Raw genomic sequence first — 22,641 nt, 5'->3', positions numbered from 1 at the left:
TGCCGTATATTTATTACATTATACCCTATTGAACCCTGTATAATGGACTGAAACAATCATATTTCAAGGAGTTTTATATGCAACCTATGAGAAAATCATGGTCAACCCGTATTTCGTTAACAACTCAGATTAAACAAGCTGATGATATTGAGCAATTTCAATTTGAAGAAGAGGCAACATTGACGTTAACAGATAACGCCCTCTATATCCGATACACTGAACATCAACAGGGCGTTAATGATACGCCAGTAACATTTAAAATAACAACGACGAATGATATTTTATTGCATCGTCACAATTACTTTACTGATGTGCAATTACATTTTATGTTGGGACAATTTTTTCAAACACATTATGTCACACCACAAGGTAACATCCCAATTACTGTACAAACTGATGAATTATTCAGTGATATATCGCCCCAACACCCCTATGGTAAATTAACAGTTAGTTATACCTTACAAAATAACCACGTTGACGTTGGCCGTTATCAACTAGCCTTAGTCGTTATACCAAAATCATAAAAATAAAAGTCGTTTACAAAAAAGTTGACAATACAGTCAAACCGTCTTTTGTAAACGACTTTTTTCAATAAAAAAAGACCACCGTGCAAGAGGGGGAACGCAACGATGGTCCGCCGCCGGCTACTATCGCAACCAGCGAAGGGGGGATACATAGTTTGGGGAACTATGTAATTTTTCATATACTTTGGGGAGTAATGAATTCCACTAACAAAAGCGGATATACACAATATAAACAATGAACTTTTCATAAAGGTTTCACAAATATTTCAATTTGTTTACAAAACACAAAGAAGGTCTGAATTTCTTCACACCTTCCTCACATTTTATTTCTAATTTATTCACTTTATTGTTCGCTACTTAATGAACTAGTTGATTTATTAAGTTTAACGGTAGTTGTCGATTCTTTACCATTTCTATAATAAGTCAATTTTACTGAATCACCAATTTTATGCTTATACAATGCATCTCGCAATTCACCTGAATCAGTGACCGTCGTACTATCAATTTTTGTAATGACATCATACTTCTTCAAACCAGCATTGGCTGCTGGTGAGTCGTCTTCCGTATTAATCACCACCACACCACCAGAAACACGAGATGGCAAATTTAAGACATCACTCTGGTCACTGGCCGAAACATTACTTAAATCTACCATTGAAACACCGAGTGCTGGTCGTTCGATTTTTCCATTCTTTTCTAGTTCGTTAATGATGCTAACAACTGTGTTAGAAGGAATCGCAAAACCCATACCTTCAACTGACGTACCATCTTCAGATGAAGCTAATTTCATGGAATTAATACCAACAACTTGTCCTGCCAAGTTAACTAATGGTCCACCAGAATTACCTGGATTAATTGCTGCATCTGTTTGCAATACAGTCGCTTTACCAAGGGAGTTACCACTTTCATCAGTTGCATCCACTTGACGTTTCGTGGCAGAAATAATTCCCTCTGTCACTGACGTTGCATAATCTGAACCTAATGGTGATCCAATTGCTAGGACTGATTGACCCGCTTCAGTTTTAGACGAATCCGCAAAATCAGCAATTTCCGTTACTTTACTTGCTGAAACTTTCAAAACAGCTAAGTCAGTTTGCTCATCTGTTCCAACCAATTTTGCTGTTAGTTTGGTGCCATCACTTAATAGTACTTGAATAGCATTAGAATCTGCGACAACATGATTATTTGTGACAATATACGCTGTGTTATCAGTCTTTTTATAAATAACACCTGAACCTTCTGAAGCAGTTGCTAAACCGGAAGAATCACTGCTTGCTGTCGAATCATCATCCGTCGTGCTACTCCCATATGTACCGGATTGTAACGATTGTTGTTTTTGTAAGTTAATGACCGACACAACGGCTCCAGAAACCGTTTTAAATGCTTTTGTTGCGCTTGACGTCCCCTTAACATTACTACTGTTGACCTTAACAGGTACTGTTTTACCTGTCGTTACTTTAGTTGTAGATTGATTTTCATGTGAAAAATAAGTCACCCCACCAGCAGCCACACCCCCACCGACTAGTCCAGCGACGACACTCATTACCACAATTTTTGTTCCTGATGATAATTTCATATTCATGCCCCGTATCTTATGTTTTACCATTAATTTTATCAGTCTATATAAATGTTACTTTAAGCTAACACCCTTTAAATCGCCTTAACCTTAATATGTACCAAGGCTTTTCAGATTTGTATTAAGCGTGTTGCAATTGCTGGATCTGTATCTAACAATTGGAAATCATGATCAACACCAAAATCATTTTCTTCTAATACTGATTGTACTGTGATATGTGCTAATGGCTTTTGATTGTTTTCTTGACTTAAATGACCAAGATAGACATGCTTCGTTCGATTACCTAATAATTGTGTTAATGCCATTGCACTATCTTCGTTTGATAGATGACCTTGATCACTTAAAATACGCTGTTTTAACGACCATGCATAACTACCCATCCTTAACATTTCATAATCGTGATTTGCTTCCATCAAAATAGCATCTGCGTTTTTAATTGATCCAATAATACGATCATTAACATACCCTGTGTCCGTTAACATGGCAAAAGTTTTATTGTCATGATGAAAAGCGTAAAACTGGGGATCTACTGCATCATGTGACACACTGAAACTTTCAATATCAAGGTCCCCCATTAGTTTTGTTTGACCCGGTTCAAATAATTGCTTTTGTTCAGAATCAATATGACCAATTTTATTCGCCATTGCATCCCACGTTTTTTTATTAGCATAAATATCCATCCCATATTTACGGGCTAACACCCCAACACCAGCAATATGATCACTGTGTTCGTGAGTCACAAATAACGCATCAACATCATTTAGTGAGCGACCAATTTGCGACATTAAATTTGCAATCTTCTTTCCTGACAAACCAGCGTCAACCAACACATTATGTTGAGGCGTTTCAATAAACGTAACATTACCTTTACTACCAGATGCTAACATTGACACCTTAAAATCATTTGCCATTCTTAACTCCTTACTAACATTAAAGAATCTATCCTAATAATCATTAAATTCTTTCACCATATCCTTAACTTTATGATGCTATCAATGACATCTTGTTATATACACTTAGGGCACAAAATTCACACCATTATGGTGGCAAACTTTGTGCCTCTTACTAAGGTAGACGTGCTTATTTACACCAACGTCTTTTCATTATTATTCCACCACAAATTATATTTTAACACGTGATAGAAGGTCTATTTCATAATTGAACCATTAATTGCATTAACTGAGACAACTTCCGTTGTTTTACTACTATTTTCAATCAAAAATTGCCATACCGGCACAAAGATAATATCATTTTTAACCGTGGTTAATGTCGTATAACCCATCGTTGACAGTTTAACTGTACTATTATTAGGCAATTCATTATATTGATATAAACTAATCAACGCTTGTTTTTCAGAAATTAATTGCATATCATCTCTTAAAAACTGCGTTTGATTAATATATTGTTGACTATAACTCTTCAGCCGATGATGATGATCTACTTCAAAAACGATTTGCGCACGATCTGCCAAAAATTGATGTTTATCTGTTGGTACCTTTTGTACATAAACATAGACGTTTGCCGCTTGCTTATTTTCAGACTGAACGATTTGCGTCATTTTTTTACTGTACTGATAATGTGTCCCTGCAATCACTTGATCACGCTTTTTGATCAACTGATTAAGAGCCTGAACATCGCTGACGGTATCCGTTCCTAATGCCATTGGCGTTTGTGCAACAACTTTTAACTGATTATTTGAAAATGAGGTTTGCCAACGTGGACGAAGTTGCTGCACATGCTTCATCAACATTTGCTTACCGCTTTTCCCAGCAAGATATGAACCAATCTGATGATTTTGTGATAAATTTTTATACACAATGCCATCATCACTCATTTCATCTAATATTTGTTCATCTGTTGGCCGATTATCACTAAATGGGTATTCTCGTACCCATTGAATACCCAAAAAGATATCTAAAGCAACAAAAACTGCTAAGAAGGCTGCTAAGACTTTACGAAAATCCATCTAATGCCCCCTCTCCTCATTGTTAACTTGATCATTAACCGATCGCCAAACATGTCCTTGTTCAAAATACCATTCTGGTTGCAACGTCACAATTTGATTATCTGTATTCAGTTGCCAACGATAGCCAATTGACATCTGCTCAATATCATCTTTTGATACACCAACATTTTCTAATTTTGCCATCGCATCTGTCATTGGTGCCAGTATCATTTTATTCTTTTGATCTGTTGGTAATGGCACTCGTAATGAATATTGCGACATCACAATTTCTTCATGCTGATTAGGTAATTGTTTCACCTGAACGGTGCCATCAGTCGATTGATTAAATATCGGTAATCCATTCACAAATAAGCGATATGTCAATGTTTGACCACGATTTTGCTGTTCAAAATAATATAAATTATCTGACAATTGATGTAAAGTAGTTAGCCAACGATAACTTTGATATTGACGCCGGTTAAATGTATCAACATTGTGATGGATCCCATATGCATCATAGTTAATCACCCCTGTTGTCACATTGTGTTGCATCCGTCGATTATTACCATTCGTATAAGTCAAAATTTCTTGACTATGATTGACTTCTCTTGTGCCGCTATCTGGAAATAACTTGGTTAAACGAGAAATCGTACTATCAACATCTAACAGATAACTATAACTTTGCAACGTGGTTGACTCTGTTGTCGCTGCCATGACGCTCTTACCCAGCCATTCATATTCAACAGTGACAACTTTTTTATTATTGGGGCGTTTCTGAATTTTTTGTGGCATATTTGTTGCTTGAAAAGTATAAATCTTGCGATGACGATCGTCATAAAAGGCAATTCTATTACCTTTATTTCGTGGTAATTGCACGTGATTGATCATGGCATTATTTGGTAACTTGATTTGTTTACCAAAGATTTTTTTGACGATGCTGCCAGAAACTGAATCTGGAAAACTCATCACAACCACATTATCCCGTGCTAACTTATTAATATAAGTCTGCTTTTTGACAACTTGACTGCCCTTACTACTTAAACTCCATGTTTGCACACGATTAATCATTTTAGACGCTAAAGTTCGATAATCAATCACACTCAGTTTTTTTTGTCCATGATTATAAGTAATTTGTGACACACTATACACATCCGTTAAATCTTTACCCGCAACATTTTCTTGATTTGTTTCGTCAGATTGCTGGTTTTGTGTTGATTGCGTTGGACTTTGCCATAATTGAACTGATAAAAAGATACTAATAAAAATAGCAATAACTAAGGCAATAATGAGACCATATTGTTGCCTAAAGTATCTGATTTTTATTCGCCATTGCTTATTCTTCTTCATCCCAAGCACCATCGTCCCATTCATCGTCTAGTTCGTTATATGGTTCATAAGGTAATGCAATTGAGAACGTTGAACCTTCACCTTCAGTTGACTCAACCCATACACGACCACCAAATCGTTCAATAATTTCTTTGGAAATTGCTAATCCCAAGCCAGTACCACCCTGCGCTCTTGAACGCGCTTTATCAACACGGAAGAAACGATCGAAAATTTGTTTCATATCTCGTTTTGGAATTCCTAATCCTTGATCAGTAATACTTAAGACAACTTCTGTTTGACGATCGACTAAGCGTGCCGTAATCACACCACCATCAGGGGAGTATTTAATCGCATTATTCATAATATTGTCAATCACCTGTGTAAATTTCGATGTATCAATTTCCACCCAAATTTGTAATTGTGGGATAATCCGCTTAATGGAATAATACTTAGCTGGTTTATCGTCATTCGCAATGATCATATCAAATCGGTCCAGGATATAATTAAATAAATCCGCAATATTCGTGAATTCATTTTCAAGTTTCATTGTACCTGAATCCATCCGTGATAACTCTAACAAATCATTAATCATGTGGATCATACGGGTCGTTTCATCCTGGGCAACTTTTAAGAAACTATGCGATACTTCCGGATCTTCGACCGCGCCATCTTGTAGAGCATCAACATATGATTTGACAGATGTTAGCGGCGTGCGTAACTCATGTGATACGTTTGAAACGAATTGACGACGTTCACGTTCAATTCGTTGTTGTTCAGTAACATCATGCAAAACAATGACTAATCCAGAAATAAAGCCTGATGCACGCTCAATTAAACTAAAGTAAGCCCGAATCATTAATGGGTGTTCATCAGTGCTAAAATCTAATAGTAATTCATGATGATTATCTAACAAATCACGAAGACTATATTGATCAGCAATTTGTAAAACATCTAAGATGGACTTTCCCACCGCATCTTGACTATCTATAGATCCTGTCATTCGTAAGGCAGCAATATTAATGATATTAATACTACCTCGTCTATCGGTGGCAATAACACCATCCGACATATGCTCAAGCACAGAATCCAAACGACGACGTTCAAAATCCATTGAGTTTGTGGTTTCCTCAATGCGTTCCGCCAAAACATTAACATCTTGTGCTAATTTTCCAATTTCATCATTCGTTCGAACAACGATACCGCCAGAATAATCTCCTTGAGCAATCTTAGTTGTTCGCTCACTGATCTCAGCAATCGGCTTTGTAATACTACGCGAAATAAATATCGCCATGATTACACCTAGAGCAACAGCAAATACTAACGAAGCAAAATAAATAAATGATATCTTCGTTAAATTATCATAAACCGTTTCCAGACTGGCACGAACAACCACAACTCCTACAATATTACTTTCGCCATTCACCGTATTGACCAATGGTTTAATCACCAATTGATACCTTGTACCATTTTGAGTAATAATTGGATTCTTCGTATATTTATTGCCAGCAATAGCTGCTTTAATATCTGCATCTGTTGTCTTTTGCCCAACCTTGTCCTGATTATTAACATCATTGGTACCACGCAAAATCCCGGCTGTATCAAAAACCTGAATTTCAGAAATAGCCGCATTATTAGTTGAGTTCAAAATCGTATGCACATTTTGATTAACTTTCTTTTGACTACTACTTGCTAATTGCTGCGTCAAAGAATCATCAACATAAACAGGTAAGGAAATTTGATCACGAAATGATGATAGACTTTGTCGTTCTAGTTGCCGCACAAAAAAAGCACCCACTAATTCCAAAGTAACAATCAATGTTAGCGTAAAGACTAGCGCAATTTTAAAGTGAATAGATGAAAAAAAATGGCGCCATTTACGTCTGATTTTCATAAATCTGATACTGCCTTTCCTAATGACAAAAAAAGCCAGCACCATGCCATTTGGCAAGGCACTAGCCTTTTACAACTTAATTCTTTATTCTTCAGATACTTTTAGATAATAGCCAACACCGCGACGTGTCATTAAGATTTGTGGATGACTAGGTGTCTCTTCAATCTTTTCACGGATACGACGAACAGTGACGTCGACTGTACGAACATCACCAAAGTAATCATAACCCCAGACAGTTTGCAATAAATCATCACGTGTCATGACTTGACCAATATGTTTTGATAAATGGTGTAATAATTCAAATTCACGATGAGTTAATTCAATATCTTGACCATTTTTTGAAACCATGTAAGCATCTGGATGAATAGTTAACGCACCAATCTTAATATCACCACTATCATCGACTTGTCCTTGCCCAGACGATGGGGTTTGACGACGCAAGTTTGCTTTAATTCTTGCCAAAAGTTCGCGATTTGAAAATGGTTTTGTGACATAATCATCGGCACCCATTTCCAAGCCCAATACTTTGTCAATTTCTGAATCTTTTGCTGTCACCATAATGACTGGTGTTTGAGACTTCGTCCGAATTTGACGCAACACTTCAGTTCCTTCAACCTCGGGTAACATTTGATCAAGAAGAACTAAATCTGGTTCCTCACTATCGAACAAATCCAAAGCCTCACGACCATCCATTGCCACAACGACGTCATAACCTTCTTTTGTTAAATTAAATTTTATGATATCTGAGATCGGTTTTTCGTCATCTACGACCAATATTTTACTCATTATTATGTCCTCCCAATGGTGGGTCTCTGATTGATATTATAACATGCAAGCGAATTTTACCAAAATAAAATTTTATCAAAAATTTAAAAAAACGATATAATGCCAATTTTTTAGACTGTCATTTTAATCAATGTTATTATACTGGCCTTTTTTATTTTTTTATTGCAATCTATTTTTATCAGTGGTATATTTATTTTCGTTGTTGTAAAACAATTTATTTGGACAAGTAGCTCAGTTGGTAGAGCAACGGACTCTTAATCCGTGGGTCCAGGGTTCGAGCCCCTGCTTGTCCACTATAAAGACCACACAGATATCAATTTGTGTGGTCTTTTCTTATTAGGGATAAGTTTATTATTTATACACGATGATAGTTAGGCGCATCCCGAATTAAGGTAACATCGTGGGGATGACTTTCTGTTAATCCTGCTGCAGTAATTTGGACAAATTGACCATGTTGTCGTAAAGTAGCAACATCTCCCGATCCGGTATAACCCATACCCGATCGTAAGCCGCCACTAATTTGGAAAATATTATCTGCGATAACACCGGTCATCATTTGATCATCTACCATCGTAGCAACTGCACCCGCAGCTAATGCTTTGACAACATCTCCAGAATATTTAACACCTGATCCAAGAATAACATTCTTATCAAATTTCGCTGCCAATGCTGTAAAAGCCATGACCGTTGTCACAATGTTGGTTAAAGGATGATTATTGTTGCCAACAATAATCGTGTCAGCACCTGCTTCTAAAGCATCTTGCGCATCTTTTAATGAATCCGTCGGTCCAACCCAAACTGGTAATGTCGGAAATTGCTTTTTTATATCATGAATACTTCGCATCAGTAATGATGTCTGTTGCGTTGTGGTTGGTAATTGCAACACATTTATGCCCGCAGTTACTAATTCATGAACTCTAGTTATCATACTAGCAGACAAGTTGATTGAAACACCAACTAGATACGTTGTATCAATTTGCTTCATTTTTTCAACAATGATCGGTGTTGCTAATGTTTCTGGCAAAATTGCTAATGTGCCTGCTTTCGCAAAGGCAAGTGCATGATCAACAGTCGTAAAATTAGTGGCACCAATAATTGGCACTGATAGTTGCAAATGCTGTGTGACTTGCGTACGAATATCGATTTCATTTGGTAACACATCTGATGCACTGGGCACTAATAATACCTCATTGAGTCCTAATCCTTGTTTGCTGAGCATTATATCAACTCCTCCTTTTTGATGATCAACCGTATATTCTGTGGCACATTCGCATAATCTGGGGTTGTTGTGGTAACCAATAATTGACCCTCATTAGCTGCCTGTGTGACTGATGTTAAACCAGCCTGCTTTAAATTGACCATTGTCGTTGCTAACAATGGTTCTAATACATCTAACAAAGTGCCCTTGTATGCTGTCTTTCCTTCAATACCTTCAGGAACCATTTTATTAGCTTCATTAACTTCACCTTGAAAATAACGATCTTTTGACCCATTTTGCATCGCAGCAATTGATCCCATTCCTCGGTAAGCCTTGTATCGTAAACCAGTTTCTGGTGTGGTTATAATCTCACCAGGCGTTTCAAAAGTACCTGCTAACACTGATCCTAGCATAATGGCATGACCACCAGCTAATAATGCTTTACTCATATCTGAAGCCGTTTTAATGCCACCATCCGCAATAATCGTTTTATGGTATATCTTTGCCGCTTCTTGGGCTGCGACAATCGCTGAAATCTGTGGTACACCAACGCCAGCGACGACCCGTGTTGTACAAATCGAACCTGGTCCAATACCAACTTTAGCAACATCAGCACCAGCATCGTATAATGCCATTGCACCCGCTTTAGTAGCAATATTACCAGCTATAATATTAATATTTGAAAAAGCCTGGCGAACTTCATGAATTTTACGTAAGACGCCTTCCGAATGACCATGTGCTGAATCTAGAACAATCGCATCAGCGCCAGCTGCTACTAATGCGGCAACTCGTTCCAGCGTATTAGAAGTCACACCAACGGCCCCAGCAACTAGTAAACGACCCTGTGTATCCATTGCTGCATTCGGAGATGCTTTAGGGTCGACTTTGACAGCTTTAACTTGTCTAACCTCAGCAGCCTGATCTGCAATTAGCATGTTCTTGTGAATCACGCCTAGTCCGCCAAATTCAGCTAACGCAATTGCCATAGGTGCTTCAGTAACCGTATCCATTGCTGCTGATAAAATTGGCCGATTTAATTTTAACGTTGGCGTCAATATAGTTTGCATATTTATTTTTTCTTGCGCATTTTCTGTTTGATGAATTGGTAATGCAACATCTTGAAATGTTAGCCCCATTGGTACAAATTTATTTGCAAAACTATAATTAACCATAATTCCTCCATTTTTTTGTATAAAAAAAGCATTTACAGGATAGTATATAATCCTACAAATGCTAGTTAACTGTACAGTTATACCTAATCATTTGTAGATTGTCGCCTATTATTGGGTAGGCGGTAGAAACTTGTTAGCCCGTTTATCTAACGATTAAATCTACAACAATTAATTAATATTTATTTATCAATTGATTTTACTCGGCTAAAACAAAATTGCAAGACCTAATTGCTAATAATTTTCCTAATAAAAAAACTTGTATCATGATCCGTTTTATGGTATATTTGTATTCGTTGTTGTGAAACAATTTTTGGACAAGTAGCTCAGTTGGTAGAGCAACGGACTCTTAATCCGTGGGTCCAGGGTTCGAGCCCCTGCTTGTCCATTTTAAAGAACTAATACTAATTGGTTCTTTTTTTCACTTACAACAAACACTTGCATATATACTCATTGTATGATATATTATTGTTTGTTGTTGTGAGACAATTTTTGGACAAGTAGCTCAGTTGGTAGAGCAACGGACTCTTAATCCGTGGGTCCAGGGTTCGAGCCCCTGCTTGTCCACTACTTAAAAAAGAACGGCAAAATGTCGTTCTTTTTTTATGCCATCATAATCATTCGTTTAAATCACGAAAACCAATATCGGTGCGATAATAAAAATCATCCAGTACTAAATGGTTTAACGATTGATTAACCTTCTTTTGCGCCTCCTTAAGAGTTTTAGCGTGTTCGATCAGTGTAAAAATACGACCACCAGTACTATAAAGGTGCTGTCCTTTAACAATGACTCCAGCATAAAAAACATTTGCAGGTAGCTTTGGCAACTTAATTTGCTGCTGTGGGGCAATTGGATAACCCGGTGCAACCACAACCGTTCCTAAATAATAATCATGATTTTGCCAGACCATTTGTGGTGTTTTGCCAGCAATTAAGTCTGTTACGGCTTCATAAAAATCACTTTCTAATTGTGGTAATAAAATCTGAGTTTCTGGATCACCCAATCTCACATTGAACTCGATCACTTTAATACCAGTACTAGTCAATATACAACCAATATATAATGTTCCAGCATACATCAACTGCTCTTTACGCAAACCTGCCATTATCGGCTTAATAATTGTTCGTTTAACTTGGTCAATAACATCTGATGTCATATGAGGTACCGGTGAATATGCCCCCATGCCACCCGTATTAGGACCAGTTTCAGCAGCAAAAATTTTTTTATGATCCTGTGATACCGGTAAAATCACCGGCTCAGGACCACCCAAAAAAAGCATTAATGAAAATTCTTCACCCTGTAAAAATTCTTCAATGAGTATTTGATCACTATTATTCAAAGCAACTGTTACAGCAGCTACGACATCAGCCCATGTCTTGACAATTTGAACGCCTTTTCCACCTGCTAAACCATTTTCTTTGACCACAAGTGGCAAAGTTAATTTTTGAGCATATTCTAATGCCTTATTTGCATCTGTAAAGGATGCAAATTTTGCCGTCGGCACTTGATTACGAACCATAAAATCTTTCGCAAATTTTTTATTACTTTCTAACTGTGCTGCCATTTGATTTGGTCCAAAAATACGTAAGCCTTTTTGCTGAAAAAAATCAACGATTCCCGCTGCTAATGGCGCCTCAGAACCAACAAAAATTAGATCGATTCGTTGTTGTACCGCAAAATTCGCCAACTGTTCAAAATCATTTTCAGCAATCGCCATCGTTTGAATACCATGTTGTTGCATCCCTGGATTACCTGGTACACAAAAAACAGCCGTTACTTGACTGCTTGCAAGAAACGTTGCTGCAATCGCATGTTCACGCGCACCTGAACCAATGACCAATACCTTCACCATTAAAAACTCCTTTCTAATTAATGTCGAAAATGACGGACACCAGTTGTTACCATCGCAATACCATACTTATCCGCCATCGCAATTGAATCTTTATCCCGAATACTCCCCCCTGGCTGCACAATTGCTTTAATATTGTGTTGCGCTGCATATTCAACACAGTCATCCATTGGAAAGAAAGCATCAGAAGCCAAAATGGCATTTTCGTAACCCGCCTTCGGCATCGCTTTGTTTATCGCAATCTTAGTGGCATCAATGCGATTTGGTTGTCCCATGCCAACACCCAGTGTTTTCGTTGCGGTTGTTACAACAACCGCATTACTTTTAACAAATTTAACGACATGTTGCCCAAATTGGAGTGCTTTTAATTGTTCTGGTGTTGGTTGTGTTTGCGTCACAACTTCAAAAGTCGGTATTTCTGCCACTTCGCGATCTGTTTCTTGCACTAGTAACCCACCACTAACAGTAACCGCCTCAAAGCGTTCAGCTTCCTTTCGATGGCTAAAATCAGCTTGTAATAAACGAATATTTTTCTTTTTTGCCAGTACTTCTAATGCATCTGCACTAAATGACGGCGCAATGATAATTTCCAAAAAGATTTCGTGCATTTTTTGAGCTGTGGCAAGATCAACTTCACGATTAACGGCAACAATACCACCAAAAATTGACATCGGATCCGATTCGTATGCTTCATCCCAAGCGCGTTCAATCTTATCAGCTATACCGACGCCACAAGGATTCATGTGTTTCATTGCTACAACGCATGGTTCATTAAATTCACTAACCATATTCAATGCGGCATTAGCATCTTTTAAATTGTTAAACGACAGTGCTTTGCCATGTAATTGTTTGGTAATGATCGACAATTTTGCTGGTATTGGTTCGCGATAGAAAGCAGCTGCTTGATGACTATTTTCACCGTAACGTAGGCTCTGTTGTTTTTCATACGTCAACGTTAACTTTTCAGGAAACGCCTCTGGTGTTAGATAATTGGCAATTAACGCATCATATGCCGCCGTATGCTGAAATACCTTAGCAGCTAATGATTTTCTGAATTTTAAATCATCCCGCCCAGATGCTAAGCGCGCTACGACTTGATCATAATCAGCAACATCGACTACCGTTAAGACATCTGTAAAATTTTTAGCCGCAGCCCGAAGCATTGCTGGACCACCAATGTCAATTTGTTCAATTGCCTGTGCCTCTGTTGTGTCCGGCTTTTCGATTGTCTCTTTAAAAGGATAAAGATTAACAATAACTAAATCAATTGGGGTAATTTCTGTCTCTTGCAATTGTTGCATATGTGCATCATTATCTCGTTTGGCTAATATGCCACCATGAATTTTGGGATGCAATGTCTTTATTCGTCCATCTAACATTTCAGGAAAACCTGTCACGTCTTCAACACCAATCACTGCAATACCACCTATCTCCAAAGCTTTTTTTGTACCACCTGTTGAAATAAGTTCAAAGCCTAAGTTAATTAATTGTTGTGCGATTTCAAGTAACCCAGTTTTATCAGAAACACTCAATAAAGCTCGTTTCGTCATTTTAAAATTCTCCTTTTTCTAATAACGCTTTAACCACATTTGGATAAAATAGATTTTCAACGGCATGAATCCGCCGTTCAAGATCAACTAGTCGATCCGAATCATACACAGGAACCTTTTGTTGGGCAATAATTTGACCTGAGTCAACGCCAGCATCTACCCAATGAATCGTCACCCCTGTTTCTTTAACACCTGCACGATAAGCATCCGCAATTCCATGACGACCAGGAAAATTAGGCAACAATGCCGGATGAATATTAACCATTTTGCCAATATATTTTTCTAACAAAGTGGACCCAATAATCCGCATATAACCTGCTAACAAAATAAAATCAATTTGTTCAATGGCTAAACGATGCGCAATGACCTCTTCAGCAGCTTTTTTACTGGCATAGTCTTTAAAATCAACGACTAACGTTGGTACTTGCACTGCTTGTGCACGTCGCAAAACATTGGCTTGTTGCTGATCACAAACAAGTAAACTAACCTTCACTGGTAATTTTTCATGACGAAACGTTTGGTATAAAGCTGTAAAATTAGTCCCTTCTCCCGAAGCAAAAATAGCAATTTTTTTAATTGTTGACATTATTGCAATTCACCCCTCATTTCAACCTCACCATCACCAGAGACGACTTGACCAATACGATAAACTTGTTCACCAGCCTGTTGCAATGCCGTCATCACTGTTGCTACATTTGTCGGCTTAACAGCTAATACCAATCCAATGCCTAAATTAAAGGTTTGTGTCATATCTGCAAAGGTAAGTTGACCGAGTGCTTGTAGCGATTTCATAATTGGCGGTACCGGCCACGTTTCAACGTTAATTTCAGCAGCAAGCCCGTCAGGTAGAATACGACCCACATTTTCAATCAAACCACCCCCGGTAATATGAGCAATTGTATGTAACAACCCTTGCTGCACTAATGGATAGACAGATTGCACATAAATCCGAGTTGGTTTAAGTAATTCTGTTTGTAAATCTTCATGATGATCAACCAACTTATCGGTTAACGCAAAATGATGTTGCTTAAATAAAATGTCACGAACCAAGCTAAAACCATTCGAATGTAACCCACTTGAGCCCAAGCCTAACAGCACATCCCCCATTTGCGTATTTTCAGCAGTCAATACCTGTGTTTTTTCAGCAATACCTACTGCAAAACCAGCTAAATCGTAATGATATTTTTCATACATATCTGGCATTTCTGCCGTCTCGCCACCTAACAGCAGAACATCTGCCTGCTTAATACCATCAACGATTCCCGTCAAAATATCCTTTGTTTGTCTCGCTTCTAAGTGACCAAGGCCAATATAATCCAAAAAGAATAATGGTTTTGCACCTTGTGCTAGTATGTCATTAACACACATGGCAACTAGATCCACACCGACTTGTGTATGTTTATTTGCTTGAATCGCCACCAATAATTTTGTGCCAACACCATCAGTGCCCGCCACTAAGACAGGTTCTTGGTAAGCGCTCATATCCAATGGCAACAAACCGCCAAACGAGCCCAATGCATCATTATGTGTTATTTTTTTAATTTGCTTGACTAGTTGATACCCGGCAGCAATATCAACACCAGCCTTTTTATAGGCATCCATTTTATGATCCTTTCTGCTTAGCTCAACTTACCGTTGTTTTTGTACAGTGATGTAACATTGCTTGTTCTTGATCATATTGTTCTTGATAGTCATAGAGAGGGGTTGGATAGTTGCCATCAAAATAAGCCACACACAAACTCCCATTGGGAGCACCAGTATTTAAACCAATCGCTTTAATTAAATTATGGACACTTAAAAAGCCTAATGTATCTGCTCCAAAAGTTTTTCGCATTTGATCAATCGTTTGATTGGCAGCAATCAATTCACTAGTATGCTGAATATCAATCCCATAAAAACATGGGTAACGTAATTCTGGTGAAGCAATTCTGAGATGAACTTCTAACGCACCCGCATCTTTCAATAATTTCACAATACGTCGGCTAGTTGTCCCACGTACAATTGAATCATCTACCAAAATAACGCGTTTACCAGCAACCACTCCCTTCACAGCCGATAATTTCATATTGACGCCTTGATCCCGTAATTTTTGCGTTGGTTGAATAAAAGTTCTTGCTGAATATTGATTTTTTATCAACCCCATTTCATATGGTAGCCCTGCAGCTTCGGCGTAGCCCATGGCAGCTGAAAGTGATGAATTTGGTACACCGATCACCATATCTGCATCAGCTGGCTGTTCTTTTGCAAGCAATGCTCCCATTCTCTTCCGAGCGGCATGTACATTCACGCCATAGATATTAGAATCCGGTCGCGCAAAATAAATAAATTCCATGGAACAGATAGCTAATTGCGTATCTGATGTATATGTGGATACAGATAAACCTTGCTGATCAATCTTTAATAACTGACCCGGTTGCACGTCACAATAAAATGCTGCCCCAACAGCATCTAACGCACAGGTCTCACTACAAACAACAAACCCACCATTTGGCAACTTACCGACTACCAATGGTCGAAAACCATTAGGATCTAGCGCAGCATACAAACGATCCTGAGTTAAAATCAGATAAGCAAACCCACCTTTGATTTTTCGCAACGCTTCTTTTACTTGATCATCCAAATTAGTTTCATGACTCAATCGAATGAGGTGCATTAAATTCTCTGAATCTGAACTAGAGTGATAAATTGCCCCTTGATTTTCTAGCTGTTTACGAATCGTCTGCGCATTTGTTAAATTACCGTTATGGGCTAAGGCAAATTGTGTATCACTGAAATTGAAGGGTAATGGTTGAATGTTTTCTAATGAATTGCTACCAGCTGTTGCATAGCGAACATGTCCCACTGCTGCTTGGCCGACTAATCCTTCAAGATCAGACGCATTGAAAATATCATTCAGTAGACCCAAACCACGTTTTGTACGTAAAGTACCCGCATCGTTAATTGTTATGCCAGCTCCTTCTTGACCACGGTGCTGTAGCGCAAATAAACCACAATATGTTAAAAATGCTGCATCTGGCGTTCCCCAGATACCAAATATCCCACATTCTTCATTTAAACTACTTATTTCAGACTGCATGCCAGGGCTCCTTTCCAAATATGCAAGGCTTTTGAAACTGGTAAATTAAACTCACCATCTCGCGCAACAACCTGTAAACGATCCTGATCAGTCACTCGTCCTAAATAAACCGCATGCTCATTCAGTAATGCTTCAAAAGCTATCTGGTTTTCAGCACTAATAGATATCACAAATCGTGATTGTGTTTCAGCAAAGAACTGACGAACCGTTAAATCGCTCACTAGCTGTAATCCCAATTGCTGAGCAAAAGTTGATTCTGCCAAAGCAACAATGAGACCACCTTCAGAAACGTCATGTGCACTTTGTACCAGGCCTTCTTGAATAGCTTGCGTCACTAATTTTTGCATTTTAATCTCATAATCTAAGTCAAAATGAAATAACTGTCCAGAAACTTGACCAGTCTGTAATTTTTGAATTTCTGTTCCATTGAAATCATCATGTGTCTGACCAACAACGTAGACTAAGTCACCCGCTTGCTTAAAGTCTTGTGTGGTGACATGTTCTAAGCCTTTCACTAAGCCAACCATTCCCACTAGCGGTGTTGGATAAATTGGCACATCATTAAATTCGTTATTTAGTGAAACGTTCCCCGATATTACTGGTGTTGCCAGCTTTTCGCAGGCTTCACTCATACCTTGAACTGCTTGATCTAATTCATAAAATTGTTCTGGTTTTTCCGGATTACCAAAGTTTAAACAATCAGTTATTCCTAACGGTACTGCACCGGATGCCACAATGTTTCGAGCGGCTTCTGCAACAGCCATTTGGGCACCAAGACGTGGGTTTAAGTATAAGTACCGGCCATTGACATCTGTCGTCATGGCTAATGCCTTATCATGATGTCGTACACGCACGATTGCCGCATCTGAACCTGGTTTAACAAGTGTGTTTGTCTGAACCTGCGAATCATAAGTTTCATAAATACTTTCTTTTGAAGCTATCGTTAATTGCGCTAACATCTGTTGCAAAACGTCCGTTGCTGAATCAATTTTTGGGATAAATTGTGTCATTTCAGCATTTTTCATACGATCCGGCATTTGACTTTCACGATAATAAACCGGTGCTTGTGAGACTAATGCATCAACGGGCACGTCAGCCACTACCTGACCATGATGTACCAAACGATAATGATCATTATCAGTCACATGTCCAATCACAGCTGCTTCAACACCGAATTCTGAAAAAACAGCTTGTATTTCGTCTTCATACCCATTTTTTACGCACAATAACATTCGCTCTTGTGATTCTGACAACATGATTTCAAATGGTGTCATATCAGTTTCACGTTGTGGTACCAGATCTAAATCTAATACCATACCATTACCGCCTGCTTTGGAGCCCATCTCAGCTGAAGAAGAAACCAAACCAGCAGCACCCATATCTTGGATCCCAATCAACGCATCGGCATGATGCTCACTAATTTCTAAGCATGCTTCCATCACTAACTTTTCAGTAAATGGATCCCCAACCTGAACGGCAGAACGTTGACTGTCATGTTCTGAATCAAATTGTGCAGATGCAAACGAAGCCCCATTAATACCATCTCGCCCCGTTTTAGCACCGACATAAATAATACTATTACCAACCCCTGCCGCAGCCCCAACTTGAATTTTTTCTAAATCCATCAGACCAACACACATCACATTGACCAATGGATTTTGAGCATATGCATCATCAAAAACCATATCACCACCAACGGTAGGTACACCAATACAATTGCCGTAAGCACTGATACCAGCAACCACTTGCGAAATCAAATAACGATCAGCTGGTGTACGTGGTGTCCCAAATCGTAAACTATCAAGGCTCGCAATTGGCCGAGCACCCATTGAAAAAATATCACGTAGAATACCACCAACTCCTGTAGTTGCCCCTTGAAATGGTTCAACTGCTGAAGGATGATTATGACTTTCGGCCTTAAAGACCACCCCTTGACCATCGCCAATATCAATAATGCCCGCACCTTCACCAGGACCTTTGACAACATGTGGCCCTTTCGTAAAAAACTTTTTTAATATAGGTTTTGAGTTTTTATAAGAACAATGTTCACTCCACATACCAGAAAAAAGCCCCATCTCAGTATAATTAGGTAACCGCCCGAGAACTTTATTTTTTAATAATTGATATTCGTCATCAGTTAAGCCAAGTGACCGATAAAGTTTTTGCGTTTCAATGTCAAATGGTGAAGATTCTCTGGCTTGATTGGTTGTGTTAATCATTTAAAACTCCCTCATGTTTTTTAACAAAATTAATCATGGCTATAAACAACCGATTACCATCATCAGACCCCAAAATTTTTTCAGTTGCTCGTTCAGGATGTGGCATCATGCCAAGTACATTTCCCATTTGATTAGTGATACCAGCAATGTCCGCCACACTACCATTTGGATTATTTTGATATTTAAAAATAATTTGGTGATTCATTTCTAATTTTTCCAATGTCTCCGCATCACAATAATAATTACCTTCACCATGCGCTATCGGAAACGTCACACTTTCTCCAAGATCGTATTGATTTGAAAATAAGCTTTGGTTATTTTCAACAATTAACGCTTGATTGCGACACACAAATTTCGCACTTGTATTTTTTTGTAATGTTCCCGGCAAGAGCCCTATCTCTGTTAAAATTTGAAAGCCATTACAAATCCCCACCACCGGTTGACCACTATTCGCAAAATTCTGTAGTGCTGATACAATCGGCGCGAAACGTGCAATCGCCCCACTACGCAAATAATCGCCATATGAAAAACCACCTGGCACAATCACTGCATCAAACCCACGTAACGAATTCGCTTTATAAGAAACCAACTCGGCTTCTTCATGAAGCACATCTGTTATCGCATAGTAGGCATCTCGTTCACAATTAGAGCCTGGGAATGCTAAAATAGCAAACTTCATTGTGTGACCTCACCTTCAGTAATTTCGTAACGATAATTTTCCATATTATAGTTAGCCAACATGCGATCACAAATTTCATTTACTTCACGTTCTAATGCTTGGCGACTCAATCCCTCTTCAAAAACGAGTTCAAAAGACTTACCCACTTTTAAATTCATAATATGCTCATATCCTAGCCGATCTAATGCTTGCTTAATTGCCTGTGCTTCCGGATTTAAAATAGACTCTTTATAGTTCACAAAAACATTCACGACTACCATATTAATTAAGCCTCCTCTGACTGTTGTAAACGATGCAGAATCTCTTCGTAGATAGGAACCATCTCTCCTAATCCTTGACGAAAAACATCTTTATCTAATGATTGCTTTGTCTCTGTATCAACTAAGCGGCAATTGTCAGGTGACAATTCATCTGCTAAGAGCACTTTGCCACTTGTCGTCAAACCAAATTCCAATTTGAAATCTACCAGCTGAATATGCATATCAACAAATCGTTTCATTAAACGTTGATTAATTTGTAATGCTAATTGACGAATTGTTGCCATTTGTGATTTTGTTATAATCCCTAAAGCAAATGCATCATCATCGTTCAAAAATGGGTCGTCTAAGTCATCATTTTTATAAAAAAATTCAATAACTGGTTGTTCAAATTTTTTAAGATATCCAACCTGATATCGTTTAACAAAACTACCAGATGCATAATTACGAACAACTGTTTCTAACGGTATCATTTGAACACGCTTCACTAACTGATCTGTTTCACTCATTTGCGCCATAAAGTGATTCGCTATACCTTGCTCTTGTAAATCTTTAAATAAGTGCGCTGAGATAGCACAGTTCACTTTACCTTTATCTTTCATTTGAACTTTACGCTTACCATTTAAAGCAGTTACTTGATCCATATAATGTACCCATAAAATATCTGGTTGATTAGTGGTATACATTTGCTTGGCTTTACCTTGATACAATAATGCTTGTTTTTCAATTGCTTCCAAATCAGTCATTGCTAATTTTCTCCCTTTAACATTGCCGTTGTTTCAAGTAATTGCTCTATATCATCACCAATAACTGTGATATGTCCTAATTTTCGTTGCGGTCTAATCTCAGATTTTCCATAGTCATGAAAATGCCATTCGGGATGTTCAACCAATAATTGACGTGCTAAATTTAAATCTGTACCCAATATGTTCCGCATCACCGCTGGCTTAATTTGCTTAATTTGTGGGATGGGTAGTCCACATATACTGCGAATATGGGCTTCAAATTGCGAAATATTACAAGCTTCAATCGTATAATGGCCTGAATTATGTGGACGTGGCGCTAATTCATTAACGACCAATTCATAATCATTTAATATAAAAAATTCAATGCCTAACACACCGTACAATTGCAACTTTTCAGCAATCTGTTCAGCATATTTTTGAGCTTTTTGTTGCAATATCTGAGAAAACTGATTTGAAGCAACCGTTGTATGTAAAATATGGTTTTTGTGATAGTTAGCCACTAACGGAAATGTCACAACTCGTTGATTTAAATCTCTTGTTACCATCATGGCCGCTTCTGCTTTAAAATTTTGACGTGCTTCTAAAATACACAGTCCATGATTATAAAGCTGTTTCGCTTTCATCATGTCCAATTGACTATTGATATCTAATTGACCATGACCATCATAACCACCACTAACTGTTTTTAAAATTGCTGGTAATCCAATCTTAGAAATTGCTTTTTTTAAGGAATCTTCGTCAGTCACAGCAGCAAAGTTTGCAATTGGCACATTCGCTTCTCTCAAAAAATTTTTTTCTCGTAGTCGCTGACCTGTCACATGTAATAATTGGGTTCCTTGCGGTAAATCTGCATACTCGCTAGCTTGTTTCAAAGTTTCTTCCGCAACATTTTCAAACTCATAAGTTAAAACATCACTACGTTGAGCGAGTGCTAATAATGATTTTTCATCATCATACTCAGCAATGATTTGAAAATCAGCGACTTGTGCTGCTGGTGCCTTAGCCGTTGGATCCAAAATACCAACTTGATAACCCATACTTTTAGCACTTAATGCCAACATCTGTCCTAACTGTCCACCACCCACAATGCCAATCGTCGCTGGTGGTAAAATGTTTTTAATCAAAATGTTTCTCACTTTCCATAGACGCTAACCGTTGTGCTTGTTTAAAATCATTAAGTGATTTTTCAATATTAGCTTGCGTGATGCTCAATATCTGTGCTGCCAAAATAGCTGCATTTTTAGCACCCGCTTCACCAATACTGACCGTTGCAACTGGTGTACCGGCAGGCATTTGAACAATTGAAAGTAGTGAATCGACACCATTAAGAGCATGTGTTTTCATCGGTACCCCAATAACTGGTAGTGTTGTGTTTGCAGCAATCATTCCAGGTAAATGAGCAGCACCACCAGCACCAGCGATAATGACTTTAATTCCCTTTTCTCGAGCTCGTTGACCAAATGTTTGTAATTCGCTTGGCATTCGATGTGCCGAGATAATCTGTTTTTGATATGGAATATCCATTTCATCTAGTTGTTGACATGTTAATTTCATTGTTGGCCAATCTGAAATTGAACCCATCAATATTGCGACTTCACCTGCTATTGTCATTGCTCACTCCTTAAACGTCATTAGGCAACATACTTATTTTCACCTTCATAATACTTAACGATTAAATATAAGTCAATGCAATAGTTCGTATTTATTTAAATTAATAGCTAAATAAAGCTTTTAATTAATTTAAAGTTCGTATTTTAAGTAATGATTGACATAAAAAAGGAGTTACGATACCAGTCATTATGATCAGCTAAAAAGAACATCATTTGAAAGGATCGGGAGCAAACTGCTA

Annotated in this window: 20 protein-coding genes, 3 tRNA genes and 1 riboswitch; of the genes, 4 read left to right on the top strand and 19 right to left on the bottom strand. The window is 38.0% G+C overall.

Annotation, left to right across the window (positions count from 1 at the left end; genetic code table 11):
• Positions 1–77 precede the first annotated feature (77 nt).
• Positions 78–524 (top strand): YwiB family protein, encoded by a 447-nt coding sequence (locus tag AC3B5D_RS10190; RefSeq protein WP_489840150.1) that lies wholly within the window; start codon positions 78–80, stop codon positions 522–524.
• 343 nt (positions 525–867) lie between these two features.
• Here AC3B5D_RS10190 and AC3B5D_RS10185 read toward each other — a convergent pair whose 3' ends face one another.
• From AC3B5D_RS10185 to yycF, 6 genes are all read right to left on the bottom strand, one after another.
• Positions 868–2,100 (bottom strand): S1C family serine protease, encoded by a 1,233-nt coding sequence (locus tag AC3B5D_RS10185; protein ID WP_489840151.1) that lies wholly within the window; start codon positions 2,098–2,100, stop codon positions 868–870.
• A gap of 110 nt (positions 2,101–2,210) precedes the next feature.
• Positions 2,211–3,011, bottom strand: coding sequence for an MBL fold metallo-hydrolase (locus AC3B5D_RS10180; protein WP_489840152.1), 801 nt, complete (start codon positions 3,009–3,011; stop codon positions 2,211–2,213).
• Between the two features lie 236 nt (positions 3,012–3,247).
• Positions 3,248–4,066, bottom strand: a complete 819-nt coding sequence (yycI, locus tag AC3B5D_RS10175; RefSeq protein WP_489840153.1) for a two-component system regulatory protein YycI — start codon at positions 4,064–4,066, stop codon at positions 3,248–3,250.
• Positions 4,067–5,392, bottom strand: coding sequence for a two-component system activity regulator YycH (gene yycH / locus AC3B5D_RS10170; RefSeq protein WP_489840154.1), 1,326 nt, complete (start codon positions 5,390–5,392; stop codon positions 4,067–4,069).
• Positions 5,379–7,262, bottom strand: a complete 1,884-nt coding sequence (walK, locus tag AC3B5D_RS10165; RefSeq protein ID WP_489840155.1) for a cell wall metabolism sensor histidine kinase WalK — start codon at positions 7,260–7,262, stop codon at positions 5,379–5,381. The genes yycH and walK overlap by 14 nt, the downstream gene beginning before the upstream one ends.
• An 84-nt stretch (positions 7,263–7,346) precedes the next feature.
• Positions 7,347–8,048, bottom strand: a complete 702-nt coding sequence (yycF, locus tag AC3B5D_RS10160; RefSeq protein ID WP_489840156.1) for a response regulator YycF — start codon at positions 8,046–8,048, stop codon at positions 7,347–7,349.
• 220 nt (positions 8,049–8,268) lie between these two features.
• Between yycF and AC3B5D_RS10155 the strand changes: the two genes are divergently transcribed.
• Positions 8,269–8,341: transfer RNA gene (locus AC3B5D_RS10155), tRNA-Lys, on the top strand.
• Between the two features lie 62 nt (positions 8,342–8,403).
• Here AC3B5D_RS10155 and AC3B5D_RS10150 read toward each other — a convergent pair.
• Both AC3B5D_RS10150 and guaB read right to left on the bottom strand, forming a co-directional pair.
• Positions 8,404–9,267, bottom strand: coding sequence for an IMP dehydrogenase (locus AC3B5D_RS10150; RefSeq protein ID WP_489840157.1), 864 nt, complete (start codon positions 9,265–9,267; stop codon positions 8,404–8,406).
• Complete coding sequence (guaB, locus tag AC3B5D_RS10145; protein ID WP_489840158.1) at positions 9,267–10,418, bottom strand: IMP dehydrogenase; 1,152 nt, start codon at positions 10,416–10,418, stop codon at positions 9,267–9,269. Before guaB ends, AC3B5D_RS10150 begins: the two co-directional genes overlap by 1 nt.
• Positions 10,419–10,496: 78 nt before the next feature.
• A riboswitch (purine riboswitch) is annotated at positions 10,497–10,599 on the bottom strand.
• 131 nt (positions 10,600–10,730) lie between these two features.
• On the opposite strand from guaB, the gene AC3B5D_RS10140 reads away from it, so the two are divergent.
• Together AC3B5D_RS10140 and AC3B5D_RS10135 are read left to right on the top strand one after the other, a co-directional pair.
• A tRNA-Lys gene (locus AC3B5D_RS10140) sits at positions 10,731–10,803 on the top strand.
• 106 nt (positions 10,804–10,909) lie between these two features.
• Positions 10,910–10,982 (top strand) — tRNA-Lys (locus AC3B5D_RS10135).
• 50 nt (positions 10,983–11,032) lie between these two features.
• On the opposite strand, the gene purD is transcribed toward AC3B5D_RS10135, so the two are convergent.
• The 11 genes from purD to purE are packed head-to-tail and all read right to left on the bottom strand — an operon-like array spanning position 11,033 to position 22,403.
• Complete coding sequence (gene purD / locus AC3B5D_RS10130; protein WP_489840159.1) at positions 11,033–12,268, bottom strand: phosphoribosylamine--glycine ligase; 1,236 nt, start codon at positions 12,266–12,268, stop codon at positions 11,033–11,035.
• A 17-nt stretch (positions 12,269–12,285) separates the two neighbouring features.
• The gene (purH, locus tag AC3B5D_RS10125; protein WP_489840160.1) at positions 12,286–13,815 is read right to left on the bottom strand and encodes a bifunctional phosphoribosylaminoimidazolecarboxamide formyltransferase/IMP cyclohydrolase; all 1,530 of its coding nucleotides are present in this window, start codon (positions 13,813–13,815) and stop codon (positions 12,286–12,288) included.
• A gap of 1 nt (position 13,816) precedes the next feature.
• The gene (gene purN / locus AC3B5D_RS10120; RefSeq protein WP_489840161.1) at positions 13,817–14,401 is read right to left on the bottom strand and encodes a phosphoribosylglycinamide formyltransferase; all 585 of its coding nucleotides are present in this window, start codon (positions 14,399–14,401) and stop codon (positions 13,817–13,819) included.
• Entirely contained in the window at positions 14,401–15,417 is a 1,017-nt protein-coding gene (gene purM, locus AC3B5D_RS10115) for a phosphoribosylformylglycinamidine cyclo-ligase (RefSeq protein ID WP_489840162.1), read from the bottom strand. Before purM ends, purN begins: the two co-directional genes overlap by 1 nt.
• Positions 15,418–15,439: 22 nt before the next feature.
• Positions 15,440–16,891 (bottom strand): amidophosphoribosyltransferase, encoded by a 1,452-nt coding sequence (gene purF, locus AC3B5D_RS10110; RefSeq protein WP_489840163.1) that lies wholly within the window; start codon positions 16,889–16,891, stop codon positions 15,440–15,442.
• On the bottom strand, positions 16,876–19,110 hold the full coding sequence (gene purL / locus AC3B5D_RS10105) for a phosphoribosylformylglycinamidine synthase subunit PurL (protein WP_489840164.1): 2,235 nt from the start codon (positions 19,108–19,110) through the stop codon (positions 16,876–16,878). Before purL ends, purF begins: the two co-directional genes overlap by 16 nt.
• Positions 19,103–19,789: a phosphoribosylformylglycinamidine synthase subunit PurQ gene (gene purQ, locus AC3B5D_RS10100; RefSeq protein WP_489840165.1), complete on the bottom strand. Its 687-nt coding sequence runs from the start codon at positions 19,787–19,789 to the stop codon at positions 19,103–19,105. The genes purL and purQ overlap by 8 nt, the downstream gene beginning before the upstream one ends.
• Positions 19,786–20,049: a phosphoribosylformylglycinamidine synthase subunit PurS gene (purS, locus tag AC3B5D_RS10095; RefSeq protein ID WP_489840166.1), complete on the bottom strand. Its 264-nt coding sequence runs from the start codon at positions 20,047–20,049 to the stop codon at positions 19,786–19,788. The genes purQ and purS overlap by 4 nt, the downstream gene beginning before the upstream one ends.
• Before the next feature lie 5 nt (positions 20,050–20,054).
• Positions 20,055–20,792: a phosphoribosylaminoimidazolesuccinocarboxamide synthase gene (gene purC, locus AC3B5D_RS10090; RefSeq protein WP_489840167.1), complete on the bottom strand. Its 738-nt coding sequence runs from the start codon at positions 20,790–20,792 to the stop codon at positions 20,055–20,057.
• 2 nt (positions 20,793–20,794) lie between these two features.
• Entirely contained in the window at positions 20,795–21,928 is a 1,134-nt protein-coding gene (gene purK, locus AC3B5D_RS10085; RefSeq protein WP_489840168.1) for a 5-(carboxyamino)imidazole ribonucleotide synthase, read from the bottom strand.
• Entirely contained in the window at positions 21,909–22,403 is a 495-nt protein-coding gene (gene purE, locus AC3B5D_RS10080; RefSeq protein WP_489840169.1) for a 5-(carboxyamino)imidazole ribonucleotide mutase, read from the bottom strand. Before purE ends, purK begins: the two co-directional genes overlap by 20 nt.
• Between the last annotated feature and the right edge of the window lie 238 nt (positions 22,404–22,641).

The sequence above is a fragment of the Weissella sp. ESL1177 genome (genome assembly GCF_058107185.1).
The sequence above is the reverse complement of the archived record's forward strand: the minus strand, read 5'-3'. Positions and strand labels throughout refer to the sequence as shown.